At 62.5% G+C, this 14696-nt stretch carries 9 protein-coding genes; 3 read left to right on the top strand and 6 right to left on the bottom strand.

What is annotated here, in order from left to right; translation table 11 throughout:
- Positions 1-35 precede the first annotated feature (35 nt).
- On the top strand, positions 36-734 hold the full coding sequence (gene kdpE, locus U4Y90_RS02610; protein ID WP_321791888.1) for a two-component system response regulator KdpE: 699 nt from the start codon (positions 36-38) through the stop codon (positions 732-734).
- On the opposite strand, the gene U4Y90_RS02605 is transcribed toward kdpE, so the two are convergent.
- From U4Y90_RS02605 to U4Y90_RS36075, 6 genes are all read right to left on the bottom strand, one after another.
- Positions 710-1402, bottom strand: coding sequence for an NAD(P)H-binding protein (locus U4Y90_RS02605; protein ID WP_321791886.1), 693 nt, complete (start codon positions 1400-1402; stop codon positions 710-712). The genes kdpE and U4Y90_RS02605 overlap by 25 nt on opposite strands.
- 91 nt (positions 1403-1493) lie before the next feature.
- On the bottom strand, positions 1494-4829 hold the full coding sequence (locus U4Y90_RS02600; protein WP_321791885.1) for an efflux RND transporter permease subunit: 3336 nt from the start codon (positions 4827-4829) through the stop codon (positions 1494-1496).
- A 3-nt stretch (positions 4830-4832) separates the two neighbouring features.
- Positions 4833-7970 carry an MdtB/MuxB family multidrug efflux RND transporter permease subunit gene (locus U4Y90_RS02595; protein WP_321792563.1) on the bottom strand — a complete coding sequence of 1046 codons (3138 nt, stop codon included), beginning with the start codon at positions 7968-7970 and terminating at the stop codon, positions 4833-4835.
- A gap of 9 nt (positions 7971-7979) precedes the next feature.
- Positions 7980-9338, bottom strand: coding sequence for an MdtA/MuxA family multidrug efflux RND transporter periplasmic adaptor subunit (locus tag U4Y90_RS02590; RefSeq protein ID WP_321791883.1), 1359 nt, complete (start codon positions 9336-9338; stop codon positions 7980-7982).
- A 335-nt stretch (positions 9339-9673) separates the two neighbouring features.
- The gene (locus U4Y90_RS02585) at positions 9674-10507 is read right to left on the bottom strand and encodes an IclR family transcriptional regulator (protein WP_321791881.1); all 834 of its coding nucleotides are present in this window, start codon (positions 10505-10507) and stop codon (positions 9674-9676) included.
- A gap of 584 nt (positions 10508-11091) precedes the next feature.
- A complete protein-coding gene (locus U4Y90_RS36075; protein ID WP_415749281.1) occupies positions 11092-11547 on the bottom strand; it encodes a helix-turn-helix domain-containing protein in 456 nt (151 codons plus the stop codon).
- 1114 nt (positions 11548-12661) lie between these two features.
- Between U4Y90_RS36075 and U4Y90_RS02580 the strand changes: the two genes are divergently transcribed.
- A complete protein-coding gene (locus U4Y90_RS02580; protein WP_321791879.1) occupies positions 12662-13381 on the top strand; it encodes a metallophosphoesterase in 720 nt (239 codons plus the stop codon).
- Between the two features lie 146 nt (positions 13382-13527).
- Positions 13528-14628 carry a hypothetical protein gene (locus tag U4Y90_RS02575; protein WP_321791876.1) on the top strand — a complete coding sequence of 367 codons (1101 nt, stop codon included), beginning with the start codon at positions 13528-13530 and terminating at the stop codon, positions 14626-14628.
- The last annotated feature ends 68 nt before the right edge of the window (positions 14629-14696 follow it).

Here is a 14696-nt window from a genome sequence, read left to right as displayed (position 1 = left end):
AGGCGGTTCGTCACCGTAACGATCCATAAAAAGACATGAACGAGCCGTCCTTTACCGTCGTCCTGATCGAGGACGAAAAGCAGATCCGCCGCTTCGTGCGCGTGTCGCTCGAAGCGCAGGGCATGACGGTGCATGAAGCGGAAACGGGTCAAAAGGGCCTCGTCGAAGCCGCGACGCGCAAGCCCGATCTCGTGATCGTCGATCTCGGCCTGCCCGATACCGACGGCATCGACGTGATCCGCGAACTGCGCGGATGGACCGGGCTGCCGATCATCGTGCTGTCGGCGCGCACGCAAGAGGAAGAGAAGGTCGCCGCGCTCGATGCCGGCGCCGACGACTATCTCACGAAGCCCTTCGGCGTCTCCGAACTGATGGCGCGGATTCGCGCGCATCTGCGGCGGCGCAATCAGACGTCCGCGAGCGAAACGCCGGTCGTGACATTCGGCGACGTGAGCGTCGATCTGGCGTTGCGCCGTGTCGTGAGGAACGGCGAGACCGTGCATCTGACGCCGATCGAATACCGGCTGCTATCGACGCTCGTGCGGCACGCCGGACGCGTGCTGACGCACCGGCAATTGCTGGTGGACGTGTGGGGGCCGTCGCACGTCGAAAGCCCGCACTATCTGCGCATCTACATGGCGCATTTGCGCCAGAAGCTCGAGCGCGATCCCGCGCAGCCCGAGCATATCGTGACGGAAACGGGCGTCGGTTACCGGCTCGTCGGCGCGGCGTGACGGATGGCGTGCGGCGGTTCGTGTCTGAGCGAATCGAGCACGATATCGACAGGTTCGTCGCCGCCGACGAACGCGATCATCCGGTTGCGGATGCCGAGCGTCACGCAGCGCACCGCGATGCGCGCGACATCGGCGCGGGCGACTTCGGGCTTGTGTTCGGTGAGCTCGTTCGCGAGCGCGATCGCTCCGTGGGGTGCGGCGTCGGACAACGGTCCGGGCCGAAGAATCGCGAACGGCACGCCGCGATGCGCGATATATTCGTCGGCTTCGCGCTTCATCCGCGAGTAATGGCGCAGCGCGAAGCCGCTGCGCTCCGGATAAAACGCCGACAGCGCGCTCACCACGACGAGTTGCTGCACACGCCGGCGCCTTGCGTAATCGGCGGCGCGCATGACGGCGTCGCGGTCGATCGCGCGCTGCTCGTGCACGCCCTCCGTGTCCGCCGATCCGGCCGCATAGATGACGTGCGTGATGTCGTCGAACGCGTGGGAGAAGTCGTTGGTCAGGTCGCCGAGCACGATCTCCGCGCCCATCGCCGCGAACTCGCTCTTGTGCGCGGACTTGCGCAGCATCGCGCGAAACGGCATGGCGTCGTGATGCAGGCGCTCGGCGATCAGTCGACCGGTGCGGCCGTGCGCGCCGATCAGCAGAACCTTCAGCGTTTTCATGCGGGACGCTCCTTCGCCGTGGATCCTTACCCGACAAAGTAGGCGATTTTGGAGCCGCGTGCTGCGGGACGCATTTGCGCCCGCAGCATTTTTACTCCGCCGCGCCCGCCGGACGCGCGCGACCCTGACGACGCGCGCGCCGCGCTTCCGCGCGAATGCGGAAGCGGTCCATGTAGAGATAGACGACGGGCGTCGTATAGAGCGTCAGCATCTGGCTCACGATCAGCCCGCCGACGATCGCGATGCCGAGCGGCGCGCGCATCTCCGAGCCTTCGCCGGTGCCGAACGCGAGCGGCAGCGCGCCGAGCAGCGCGGCCGCGGTCGTCATCATGATCGGACGGAAGCGCAGCAGGCACGCCTCGCGGATCGCGTCCTGCGGCGTCTGCGCGCCGTGCCGCGTCGCCTCGATCGCGAAGTCGACCATCATGATCGCGTTCTTCTTCACGATGCCGATGAGCAGGATCACCGCGATCAGCGCGATGATGCTGAACTCCGTCTTGAAGAGCAGCAGCGCGAGCAGCGCGCCGATGCCCGCGGACGGCAGCGTCGAGAGGATCGTGATCGGATGAATATAGCTCTCGTACAGAATTCCGAGCACGATGTAGACCGCCGCGAGCGCCGCGAGAATCAGGAGCGGCTGATCGTTGAGCGATTGCTGGAATGCCTGCGCCGTGCCCTGGAAGCTGCCGTGAATGGTCTGCGGCACGCCGAGTTCGGCCATCGTTGCGTAGATTGCGGCGGTCGCGTCCGACAGCGATTTGCCCGGAGGCAGGTTGAACGAGATCGTCGACGCGACGAACTGGCTCTGGTGATTCACCGAGAGCGGCGTATTGCCCGGCCCGAATTTGGCGATGGCCGAAAGCGGGACCATCGTTTCCTTCGATGTCGACACCGCCGCGCCCGACGACGAGCCGCTCTTGCCCGTCGCCGCGATGGCGTTGGTCGCCGAGTTCTTCACGGCGGCGAGCGCGAGGGCGGCTGTGGTGTCGCTGCTGCTGGTCGACGAGCCGCCCGCGCCGGTCGAGCCGGTGGCGGACGTCGAGGCGGTCGTCGTCGTGCCCGACGTGGTGGTCGATTGGGTCGATGCCGCGCCGCTCGCCGTGCCGCCCGACGTGCTGATGTAGATCTGCTTGAGCATCTCCGGGTCCTGCCAGTATTTCGGCGCGAGCTCCATCACCACGTGATACTGCGACAGCGGGTTGTAAATGGTCGACACCTGGCGCTGGCCGAATGCGTCGTAGAGCGTGTTGTCGATCTGCGCCGGCTTGATGTTCAGGCGTGCAGCGGTCGCGCGGTCGAACGTGACCATCGCCTCCAGGCCGCCTTGCTGCTGGTCGGAGTTGACGTCGGCGAGTTCGGGGCGCTTTTGCAGCGCGTCGGTGAGAAGCGGCCCCCACTTGTAGAGATCAGACGTGGAGTCGGACAGCAGCGTGAATTGATACTGCGCGTTCGACTGCCGGCCGCCCACGCGAATGTCCTGGACGGCCTGAAGGAAGGTGCGCGCCCCGGCGACGTCCGCGAGCGGCTTGCGCAAGCGGTTGATCACCTGATCGGCCGATACTTTGCGCTCGCTTTTCGGCTTGAGCGATATGAACATGAAGCCCGAGTTGGTCGAGCGTCCGCCCGTGAAGCCGGCCACGCTGTCCACGGCGGGATCCGCCTCGACGATTTTCATCATCTCCGCGAACTTGAGCTTCATCGCCTGGAAAGACGTGCTCTGGTCCGCCTGAATGCCGCCGATGATGCGTCCCGTGTCCTGCTGCGGGAAAAAGCCCTTCGGCACGATGATGTACAGAAAAACGTTCAGCCCGATGGTCGCGAGCAGGATGACGAGAATCGTGCGCGGATGCGCGAGCGCCCAGCCGAGCGTGCGCGCATAGCCACGCTGCATGCGATCGAACTGGCGCTCCAGCCAGCGCGCGATGCGTCCTTCCTGCTTGCGCTCGTGCGGTTCGTCGAGAAGGCGCGAGCACATCATCGGCGTGACGGTCAGCGACACGACGAGCGACACGCCGATCGCGAGCGACAGCGTCAGCGCGAATTCACGAAACAGCCGTCCGACGATGCCGCCCATCAGCAGGATCGGCAGGAACACCGCGACGAGCGACACGCTGATCGACAGCACCGTGAAGCCGACCTCGCGCGCGCCGATGATGGCCGCCTCCATGCGCGGCACGCCTTTCTCGACATGCCGCGTGATGTTCTCCAGCACGACGATCGCGTCGTCGACGACGAAGCCCGTTGCGATAGTGAGCGCCATCAGCGAGAGATTGTCGAGCGAGAAGCCGAGCAGGTACATCGCCGCGAAGGTGCCGATGATCGATATCGGCACGGCGACGCTCGGTATCAGCGTCGCGCGCCAGTTGCGCAGAAACAGGAACACCACCATCACGACGAGCGCCACCGCGATGACGAGCGTGAGCTCGGTGTCGTGCAGCGACGCGCGGATGGTCGTGGAGCGGTCGGCGGTCGGCGTGATCTGCACGTCGGCGGGCAGGGCGGCCTGCAACTGCGGCAACATCGACTTCACGCGGTCGATCGTCTCGATGATGTTCGCGCCCGGCTGGCGATACAGGATCACGAGCACCGCGCGCTTGTTGTTGATGAGGCCGAGGTTGCGCAGGTCCTCGACCGAATCGACCACTTCGCCGACATCCGACAGCTTCACCGCCGAGCCGTTGCGGTATGCAACCACGAGGTCCTTGTACTGCGCGGCCTTGCTTGCCTGATCGTTGGTGTAGAGCTGGACGCGCGTGCCCTTGAACTCGATCGCGCCCTTGGGGCTGTTCGCGTTCGCCGATGCGAGCGCGGCGCGCACGTCCTCCAGCCCGATGCCGTAATGAAAGAGCGCGCCCGGTTCCAGCTCGACCCGCACGGCCGGATTCGCGGAGCCGCTCACGTCGACTTCGCCGACGCCCGCGACGGTGGACAGCGTCTGCTGCAGCACGGTCGCGGCGGAGTCGTAGAGCGCGCCCGCCGTGCGCGTGGGCGACGAGAGCGCGAGCACGAGGATCGGCGCGTCAGCGGGGTTGACCTTGTGGTACGTCGGGTTCTGGCGCAGCGCGGTCGGCAGATCGGCGCGCGCGGCGTTGATCGCGGCCTGCACGTCGCGCGCGGCGCCGTCGATGTCGCGATTCAGGCCGAATTGCAGCGTGATGCGCGTCGTGCCGACCGAACTCATCGACGTCATTTCGCTGACATCGGCGATGGTGCCCAGATGCCGCTCCAGCGGACTTGCGACGCTCGTCGCCACCGTCTCCGGGCTCGCGCCGGGCAAGGACGCCTGCACGGAGATCGTCGGGAAATCGACTTGCGGCAAGGGCGCGACCGGCAGCCGCACGAACGCGAACATGCCCGCAAGCGCGATGCCGATCGCGAGCAGCGTCGTCGCGACGGGCCGGTCGATGAAGATGCGCGACAGATTCATGGCTCAGCGTCCTTCGCTCGCCGGCGCCGGGGGCGCGCCGCGATGAAAGCGCTCGCGCAGCTTGCGGGCGAGGGAATCGAAGCCGAGATAGATGACGGGCGTCGTGAAGAGCGTGAGCAATTGCGACACGATCAGACCGCCGACGATCGCGATGCCGAGCGGATGCCGCAGCTCCGAGCCCGCGCCCCAGCCGACCATCAGCGGCAGCGCGCCGAGCAGCGCGGCCATCGTCGTCATGAGAATCGGGCGAAAGCGCAGGAGACACGCCTGGAAGATCGCTTCGCGCGGCGGCTTGCCTTCGTCGCGCTCCGCTTCGAGCGCGAAGTCGATCATCATGATCGCGTTCTTCTTCACGATGCCGATCAACAGCACGATGCCGATGATCCCGATGATGTCCAGATCGTGTCCGGTGATCATCAGCGAAAGCAGCGCGCCGACGCCCGCGGAGGGTAGCGTCGAGAGAATCGTGATCGGATGGATGAAGCTCTCGTACAGCACGCCGAGCACGATGTACATCGTCACGATCGCTGCGAGAATCAGGAACAGCTCGTTCGACAGCGACGCCTGGAAAGCGAGCGCCGCGCCCTGATAGCGGATCTGGAACGACGCCGGCAAGCCGATCTCCTGCTTCGCCTGCTCGATCGCCTTCACGGCCTCGCCGAGCGATGCGCCCTTCGCGAGGTTGAAGGAAACGGTCGTCGCCGGGAACTGGCCGAGGTGCGTGACGAGCAAGGGCGCCGCGCGTTCGTGGAACTTCGCGATGGCCGAGAGCGGCACCTGGCCGTTCGTCGCGGTGGAAGAAGGCAGGTAGATGCCGTTGAGCGTTTCGCTGTAGTGCGCGTCGGACGGTTCCGCCTCCAGAATCACGCGGTACTGGTTCGACTGCGTGAAGATGGTCGAGATGATGCGCTGTCCGAAGGCATCGTAGAGCGCGTTGTCGACGGTCGCCGGCGTGATGCCGAAGCGCGCGGCCGTTTCCCGGTCGATCTCGATATAGACGGACTGGCCGTTCTGCTGGAGATCGGTGGCGACATCCGTCAGGATCGACGTGTGCTGCAGACGCTCGACGAGTTTCGGCACCCATTCGGCGAACTCCGACGGGTTCGGGTCCGTCAGCATGAACTGATATTGCGTCGGGCTGACGGTTGAATCGATCGTCAGATCCTGCACCGGCTGCATGTAGAGCTTGATGCCGGGAATATCGGCGACTTCGTCCTGGATCGTGCGGATGATGTCGCTCGACGTGTTGCTGCGGTCGTCGCGCGGCTTCAGGTTGATGAGCATGCGCCCGCTGTTGAGCGTGATGTTCGAGCCGTCCACGCCGACGAACGAGGTCAGGCTTTCGACATCCGGGTTCTGCAGGATTTTCTTCGCGAGCGCCTGCTGCTGCTCGGCGACGGCCTGATACGAAGCGGCCTGCGGCGCCTGCGTGATCGCCTGGATCACGCCGGTGTCCTGCGTCGGGAAGAAGCCCTTCGGAATGTAGACATACAGCACGGCGGTAAAAACGAGCGTGAGCACGAAGACGAACAGCGTCGCGTGTTGCCGTGCGAGCACCCAGTTCAGCGCGACCGCATAACGCCCGATCACGTAATCGATGAACTGGTGCGCGCGCGCCTCGAAGCGCTTGCTCTCCTTCGGCGGCGTGTGGCGCAGGAGCTTCGCGCACATCATCGGCACGAGCGTGAGGGAGACGATCGCCGAAATGACGATGGTCACGGCGAGCGTAATGGCGAATTCATGGAAGAGGCGGCCGACCACATCGCCCATGAACAGCAGCGGGATCAGCACCGCGATCAGCGAAACCGTCAGCGAGATGATGGTGAAGCCGATCTGCTTCGAACCCTTCAACGCCGCTTCGAGCGGTGGATCGCCTTCCTCGACGTAACGCGCGATGTTCTCGATCATCACAATGGCGTCGTCGACGACGAAGCCGGTCGCGATGGTCAGCGCCATCAGCGAGAGGTTGTCGAGCGAGAAGCCGCACAGGTACATGATCGCGAGCGTGCCGACGAGCGACAGCGGCACCGACAGGCTCGGAATGATGGTCGCGTAGACGTTCGCGAGAAACAGATAGATGACGAGCACGACCAGCACGACGGACAGCGCGAGCTCGAACTGCACGTCGCGAACCGATGCGCGGATGGTCGTGGTGCGGTCGGTGACGATACGCACGTCGAGCGCCGCAGGCAGCGACTGCTGCAATTGCGGCAGGATCTTCTTGATGCCGTCGACGACGGCGATCACGTTCGCGCCCGGCTGACGCTGCACGTTCAGGATGATCGCGGGCGTCGAATCGACCCACGCGCCGAGCTTCGTGTTCTCCGGCCCCTCCACGATGCTCGCGACATCCGTCAGCATCACCGGACGGCCGTTGCGATACGCGACCACCGCGCTCTTGTACGCGTCGGCGTCGGTGAGCTGGTCGTTCGCGTTGATCGTGTAGGCGCGCGTCGGGCCGTCGAAGTTGCCCTTCGGCGTGTTGACGTTGAGGTTGGAGATCGTCGTGCGCAGATCGTCGATGTTCAGGCCGTAGGACGCCAGCGCGCGCGTGTTCGCGCGAATGCGCACGGCGGGACGATTGCCGCCGCTCACCGACACGAGGCCCACGCCCGCCACTTGCGAGATCTTCTGCGCGAGGCGCGTGTCGGCGAGATCCTGCACCTGCGTCAAGGGCAATGTTTTCGAGCTGACCGCGAGCGTCATGATGGGCGCGTCGGCGGGATTCACCTTCGCGTAGATCGGCGGCGCGGGCAGGTCGGACGGCAGCAGATTGCCCGCCGCGTTGATCGCCGCCTGCACTTCCTGCTCGGCGATATCGAGCGGCAAGTCGAGGCTGAACTGCAGCGTGATGACCGACGCGCCCGCCGAACTCTGCGACGACATCTGGTTCAGGCTCGCCATCTGCCCGAACTGCTTTTCGAGCGGCGCGGTGACGCTCGATGTCATCACGTCCGGCGACGCGCCCGGATAGAAGGTCTGGACCTGGATCGTCGGATAGTCGACGGCGGGCAGCGCGGAGAGCGGCAAAAAGCGCAGCGCGACGAGGCCGACCAGCATGATCGCCGCCATCAGGAGCGCCGTGCCGACCGGACGCAGAATAAAAATGCGGGATGGATTCATGCCGGATTCGTGACGTATTGCCTGCGATTACTGCTGTTGCGATTGCTGACGCCGATGCCCGCCATGCCGCGCGCCCGACGCCGCCGAAGCCGGCGCCGCACCCGACGCGCCGGACGCACCCGACGCACCCGAAGCGGCCTTTGCCTTTTCGGCCGGAATCGTGATCTTCGCGCCTTCCTTCAGGCGGTCGGAGCCGTCGATGACCACGCGCTCGCCCGTTTGCAGTCCGGACCTGATGCTGGTGCGCTCGCCGTCGACCGGGCCGGTCTTCACGTTGCGCACGGTGACGGTGTTGTCGGGCTTCACGACATACACGAACGAACCCGACGAGCCGTTGAGCACCGCCGATGTCGGCACGATGGTCGCGTTCTTGATCACGTCGACGAGCAGCTTCGTGTTCACGAACTGATTCGGGAAAAGCATGCTTTCCTTGTTGTCGAAGGTGGCGCGCAATTTCACGGTGCCGGTCGTCGTGTCGATCTGGTTGTCGACGGTTTCGAGGTAGCCCGCTTCGAGCGACCTGGTGTTCGCGCGGTCGTAGGCCGTCACCGACATCTTCGTGCCCGCGTGCAACGGCTTGAGAATGGCGGCGAGGTTGTCCTCGGACGTCGTGAAGATCACGCTGATCGGCTGCAACTGCGTAATGACGACGACGCCGTTCGTGTCGCCCGTGGTCACGTAGTTGCCCGGATCGACCTGACGCAGGCCGACGCGCCCGGACACCGGCGCCGTGATGCGCGCGTAGGTCAGATCGAGCTTGTAGGTGTCGACATTGGCCTGATCGGATTTCACCGTGCCTTCGTACTGCTTCACGAGCGACGCCTGCGTGTCGACCTGCTGCTTGGCGATGGAATCCTGCGAGAGCAGCGTCTGATAGCGCTGCAGGTCGAGCCGCGCGGTTTGCAGGAGCGCCTGGTCTTTCGCGAGCGCGCCTTGCGCGTTGCGCAGCGAGATTTCATAGGGGCGCGGGTCGATCTGAGCGAGCACGTCGCCCTTCTTGACCATCTGGCCCTCCTTGAAGGCGACGTCGACCAGCGTGCCGTTCAACTGCGTCTTGACCGTGACGTTCGCGAGCGGCGTGACGGTGCCGAGCGAATTGATGACGACGGGCATTTCGCCTTCCGTGACCGTCGCCACATGCACCGGCTGCGGCTGGTTCATCGGGTTCGGCATGCCGCGACGTCCGCCTTGACGGGCTTCCGGCGGGCCGCTCGCGCCGTCTCCGCTGCCGCGATTCCAGGGATGCCACCACACGATCGCGCCGGCGACGATCAGGACCGCGACGACGAGCGGCACGATCCGGCGGCGCCGCGGCGCGGGTTCGATGGCGGCAGGCGTTGGAGGCGTCGGGCGCGATTGCCCGGGGGGATTCTTTTGGTCGTCCATCGGTTCGGTGGCTGGGTCTTTCAAATCTGTACGAAGCGCGGGCGGGCGGCGATCACGGTTCAGACGCGCGAAGCGATGCGCCGCGCGCATGAACCGCGACCGAAGCGGAGGCCGTGAGTAAAGCGGGGCCGTTGAGAGCGGCTGGAAAGCATGCCTGTCACGTCAGGCAGGGAATCCGGCGCGGCCCCGGTGCGCGCGAAGCATGATGCTACGTCCCGCATCCGGGGCCGTCCACCGGCCATTCTTTCTGTTGATTACGAGTGTTACACGCGCATCGGTGCGTGCTTTCGATGTGTTTCGGCCGCGCGGCCGCCGTCGCGCACGGTGCGCGTAGTCTAACCGGCGGCGCGCAGGGCGTCCGTGGCGTGCGTGCCGCCGATCTCGCGCGTGATCAGTCCTACGCAATCGAGCAGCGCGGGCGCGACTTCGTTGATCAGTGTGTCTTGCGGGCATTGATGCGCGGCGCCGCCGCAATTGACCGAATAGCGTTCCCCTGACGGCCCGACGAAGCCCGCCGCGACCGCGTTCAATCCGTGATGCCACTCGCCGACGGAGATCGCGAAGCCGAGGCGCAGGGCGTCGTCGAGGCCACGCTGGAGGCCGCCCGCGATGGTCGGCCAGTCGTCGCCCGATGCAGTCTGCAAGCTGCCGATGAGCGCGCGCCGGTCCGCCTCCGACAGCACCGCCAGATACGCCCGGCCGACTGCCGTGCGGCTCAGATCCATCCTGCCGCCGACTTCGAGCCGCGACACGAGCACCGCGGAGCGCGGCCGAATGGCATCGATTACAACCATTTCCAGACGATCGCGCACGGCGAGATGCACTGACAACCCGGTGCGCTCGGCAAGCCGGATGAGAAACGGCCGCGCGCGCGCACGAATATCGAAGTTGCGTAGGAATCCGTTACTCAGTTCCAGAACGGACGCGGTCAGCACGAAGCGCTCGCTGTCGGGCAGGCGGTGGAGCAAACCGGCGCCGACCAGCGTCGCCGTGATGCGTGAAATCGTCGGCTTCGGAATGCCCGTCCAGTCGGTCAGCTCGCGATTGCTGACAGGCGCGTCCGCGGCCGCGATCCGGCGCAGCACATCCAGCCCGCGCGCGAGCGCCGTGACTTCCTCTCCGTCCTTCTCTCGGGCGCGCTCCCGACCTGGCGACCGTTCATTTTGCATAGGCATTTGTTTTGTGAAACATCGTTTTGTTTGATGATGCGGCTCAATTCTACAAGGCTGCGCCGAGAAACTTGCAAACCATGCAAGCCTTCGCGATAAGGTACATCGATCATGAAACTTTTCCGGGAATCCGGACAACTTGAACGAAACTTGGGCAGTTGCCCGGACTGCGAAATTTTGCTTGACTTGGGCAGCGATCCCGGAAAAAATGGAACCGAATTTCGAAACCGGAAGTGATGTGCGCGCCAGCGCTTTCCGCTCAGGACTCGAAAGACAGGCTCTCAGGTTCTAGCACGGCCCTCGGAATGGCTAGAACTTTTAAGGCGCTACGGAAACGTAGCGCCTTTTTTTTCGTCCGTTAGAAACGTGCAACAAAGTCTGCAGCTTTGCCGATGACAAAAAAACGAGACAACATTGTTTGACGCTTTCCGAGAAAGTCGTTTGCAGCGCAGCAAAACAGAACGCTTCGCCACTTTTAGAGGAAGTCCTCAGTTTGTCGCAACGGTTGCCGTGCTGCTCGTGATTTGCCGCTGGCGATGTTGCGCTGCCTCTCGGAACTGCCGTTTGATGCAATTTCTTGGCAGCTACGTTAGCAATTGCCATGCTTCGACCCCGAAAGCGCAAGCTAACGCGTCCAAAGTCCCCAACGCTATCGAGACGTTCTCGCTTTCAACTCTGTAAACATAAAACCGAGTCAAACCGGACCGAAGAGCGACTTCCTCTTGGGTGAGGCCGAGCGACGTTCGTAGTCGCTTGGTGTTCCCAGCGACGCAGACGCCAAGTTCACGCTCCACGTAAGACCCATTACCACTGGCACTCGAGTCAACCGCCAACAACAAGCAGGGGTCGACATCGAGGGCGATAGCTAGTCTGTTCACAGTGTCGAGGTGAACGTTGGGCATCCGCTTTTCAATTTTCCCGACCGTGTTTGCTCCCAAACCTGCGGCGCGCGACACAGCCACCTGAGAGACGCCAAGGCGCTTCCGGTGAATATTTAAATTTTTAGCAAGAAGGGTTCGGGAAGACGTAGGGGCGGGCATATCGCCCAAAACTCTAATTAAGTGTCACATCCGCGTCTATATCCAAATAAGGTGTATCCAAAAACGGTTTTATATTGAAATTTGTGAGAAGCGAGACCTGCATCATGGATGGGCTTTGCGGAGGTTGTTAGGTAAATTTTATCTTGCCTAAAGTAGCCAAATAAGGTTGTATACGGGCAGTAGAGGTAACGTGGCTGCGCCAACTGGCGCGACTCAAGCGAGCTGCATTGCGGTCTCCCGACATGGCGCTTCAGCGTCAGAACACGGAATCCGCCCCGTGCGACCCTCGAATCCACCTGAGCGTGGGCACGCCAGACGGACGGAGCCTCGTAACAATTACGAGCCTCGGCCGGGCAAGAAATGATGGTGATTTGATGACAGAAACATCCACGACTTTTGAACAGCCGGCGTTTGGCGCCTCGCGGTTGAGGCGAGCCTCTCAACTTCTTGCTAGCTGCGATGGCAGTCGTACATCTCCGGCGCACAAACTCATGCTGGCTTTCGACGCTTCCTACCTCTGTTGCATCCAGTTGGTCGCGATGCTCGAGGGCTGCGAGAGAGTCGACAGCGTCCATCCTGACCCGGAGCTCGTTGCGAAAGCAGCGTTGGTATTGGAGCTATCCGACCACGAGTCAGAACTGATTCTTCGACTAATGGAATGGAGCTTCTACGCGTTGTCGGAAGAACAGCCGTGTATGGAGTCGGTGGGAGTCGAGCTCGCTAGAAAGGTCCATGAGCGGACGCAGCGGGCTATTGAACGCGTTACCGAGTGAGGGCGCGCAATGCGAACGACGAGGCGGGGAGTTCAGGGCGGAGAAGGTAATAGACGACCAAGCTAGCATCGCAACCCTTTGTCTCGCGCGACTTTGTTCGCAAGACGGTTCTAAGGCAACAAATGCTTGGGCCAGTGCAGCGGCGCCGAGGCCAGCGATTTGCGTTCAAAAGCAAGGCGGAGCGCTGCATTGTCGAAAAGCGCCGTCGGCAAGCGACGGCGTTGCGGAGGTACGCGCGTGCTTCGAATGAGGAAGTCTTCGGAATACTGCGGGACGAGGCAACCGTTTGCGACAAGCTCGCACGGTGGACTTTGACTGTACTCTACCTGGGCAAATGAGAGATGCAGACTCAACTTGCTTCCGACTTACATCTTGAGTTTTTCGCGTCGCCATTTCCTGGGGAGACGCTTATCAGGCCGGCTCGCGGGGCGGACGTGCTCGTGCTCGCAGGAGACATAGCGTCGGGAGCCGACGCCATCGAGCTGTTCGCAGACTGGCCCGTGCCAGTGATTCTCGTCGCCGGAAATCACGAGTTCTACAGCCGCGACTTTGCGACCACACTTGCTCAGTTGCGTGAGCGGGCCGACGGTACATCTGTACGCTTCTTGGAACGGAACGCAGCTGATTTCGGCGGTGTGCGATTTCTCGGCCGCACGCTGTGGACCGATTATCGGCTGTACGGCGTGGACCTCCAGGCGAGCGCCATGCAGCAGGCGCAGCGATTCTTGAATGACCACCGGAAGATTCGAAAAGAGGCGGACGAGCGATTTCTCCCGAGTGATGCGTTGACCGAAAATCGCGAGTCGTATGCGTGGCTCTCGGACCAGCTCGCCACATCCTACGACGGACTCACTGTCGGTGTGACGCACCACGGCGTGCACTCGCTGTCAGTACATCCAAGATACAGAGGCCCAAGTAGAGGGCTTCTCGGTCCGGAGGCTGACCTTCTGAATGCAGCGTTCGTCAGCGACCTATCCGAGCTCGTTGCACAAGCCGATTTTTGGTTCCACGGCACGTTCACGACAGCTTTGATTACAGAGTCGGCAAGTGCCGAGTTGTGACCAATCCTGCCGGCTATGCGAGCAATCGCTTCATGCTTGCGGACATCACGAAGCTGAAGCTTGAGAGCGAGAACTTCAAGTTCGCATGCCTGATAGATACGTCCGAATCCGAACCGGTTAGGTAGATGACCATAGGGAGCGACTCCGTGAAGGTCTCCAGTTTGATTGCAAAGCTGAACGCGCTTGACCCTGACGCCGAAGTGCTTCTGATATCAGGATGCGCTGACATATCCGAAGCGGAAGAATTGCGACGTGTCGAGCCGCAGGTCGATTGGCGCTGCGAGGTACGTTTTCGGGACGACGGCCTCTCCCAATCACTTCATGCTCCGTCTTACTTTGGCGCTACCTTTGACTACGATGCGCAATACGACCGGACAGTCAGGGAGAAGGTTGTCCTTCTTGCCGGGCGCGACGCGAATTTAGATTACATGTTCGAGGGCGATTTCGCGCCTGACGTTCGCGAGCTGAACGAAGAGTGCATTGAGGATGAAGTGCTGCGCAGTCGGCGAGGCATGCTCGAAGACGGAACGCTCATTTCCCGTGGATTGCTTCTTCGCCTGCTGTCCATCACAGCCGAGCAGCTCGAGAGCTTAGCAGAGCAAGGCTGCATTTTTGATATCTGCGTTGACGGAGTTTCGTACTATCCGAGCATTTTCGCAAATCCGCGAATCAACCTTGAGCGGCTCCAGTCAGTTTCCCGCTTGCTGCAACCTCTGCCTGCTGTGTCACGACTCGACTTCCTCCTTTCAGCTTGGGGCCATCTAGGCGGCCGCCGTCCAATAGAGATGCTCGATAATACTAAAGACTACAAACGAGTTCGTCATTCCGCAATGGTGCGGGCTCAAGAGACTACGAGAACTGTGGTCAAATTTTTCGAGGGACAGCACGAAGAGGCACTCGTTGAAGCAGAGCCGCTCTACCGCGTAGCCGCAGAGCTGGACCCACGCATGCCACTCTGGCGTCGTGCACGAGCGACGCTGACCGAATTCGGCTTCGAATATCCTTTCGCGCCGTATCCAAAAGTCAATGTTTTTACCGCTTTCATCGAGAAGTCGTTTGAGGGTGAATCGGGCACCGTCTTCGAAGGAAGGGTTTGCATCCATCGTGTAGACGGCGGATGGAGAATATTCGCTGCTTGGCCTCTTGCCGATACGACAGACGTGAATGAGACGTTGTGTTGCGAAGCGCAGGACATTGTAGCTGTCGCGAAGGTCGCCTTCGAATATCTGAAACGCTTGGCTGTATAGAAAGCTGATAGCTAGCGCAGCAAGGAGGACATCATGGTCACGAGAGTTACAAGTGAGCCCGTCGCAAC

It is taken from the genome of Caballeronia sp. J97 (genome assembly GCF_905220305.1).
Lineage (GTDB): Bacteria > Pseudomonadota > Gammaproteobacteria > Burkholderiales > Burkholderiaceae > Caballeronia.
This window is presented reverse-complemented; position numbering and strand designations above follow the sequence as displayed.

Coding starts and splice junctions, on each gene's coding strand:
- U4Y90_RS02605 (WP_321791886.1), bottom strand. CDS start 1,402: ATGAAAACGCTGAAGGTTCTGCTGATCGGCGCGCACGGCCGCACCGGT.
- U4Y90_RS02585 (WP_321791881.1), bottom strand. CDS start 10,507: ATGCAAAATGAACGGTCGCCAGGTCGGGAGCGCGCCCGAGAGAAGGAC.
- U4Y90_RS02580 (WP_321791879.1), top strand. CDS start 12,662: ATGCAGACTCAACTTGCTTCCGACTTACATCTTGAGTTTTTCGCGTCG.
- U4Y90_RS36075 (WP_415749281.1), bottom strand. CDS start 11,547: ATGCCCGCCCCTACGTCTTCCCGAACCCTTCTTGCTAAAAATTTAAAT.
- U4Y90_RS02590 (WP_321791883.1), bottom strand. CDS start 9,338: ATGGACGACCAAAAGAATCCCCCCGGGCAATCGCGCCCGACGCCTCCA.
- U4Y90_RS02600 (WP_321791885.1), bottom strand. CDS start 4,829: ATGAATCTGTCGCGCATCTTCATCGACCGGCCCGTCGCGACGACGCTG.
- kdpE (WP_321791888.1), top strand. CDS start 36: ATGAACGAGCCGTCCTTTACCGTCGTCCTGATCGAGGACGAAAAGCAG.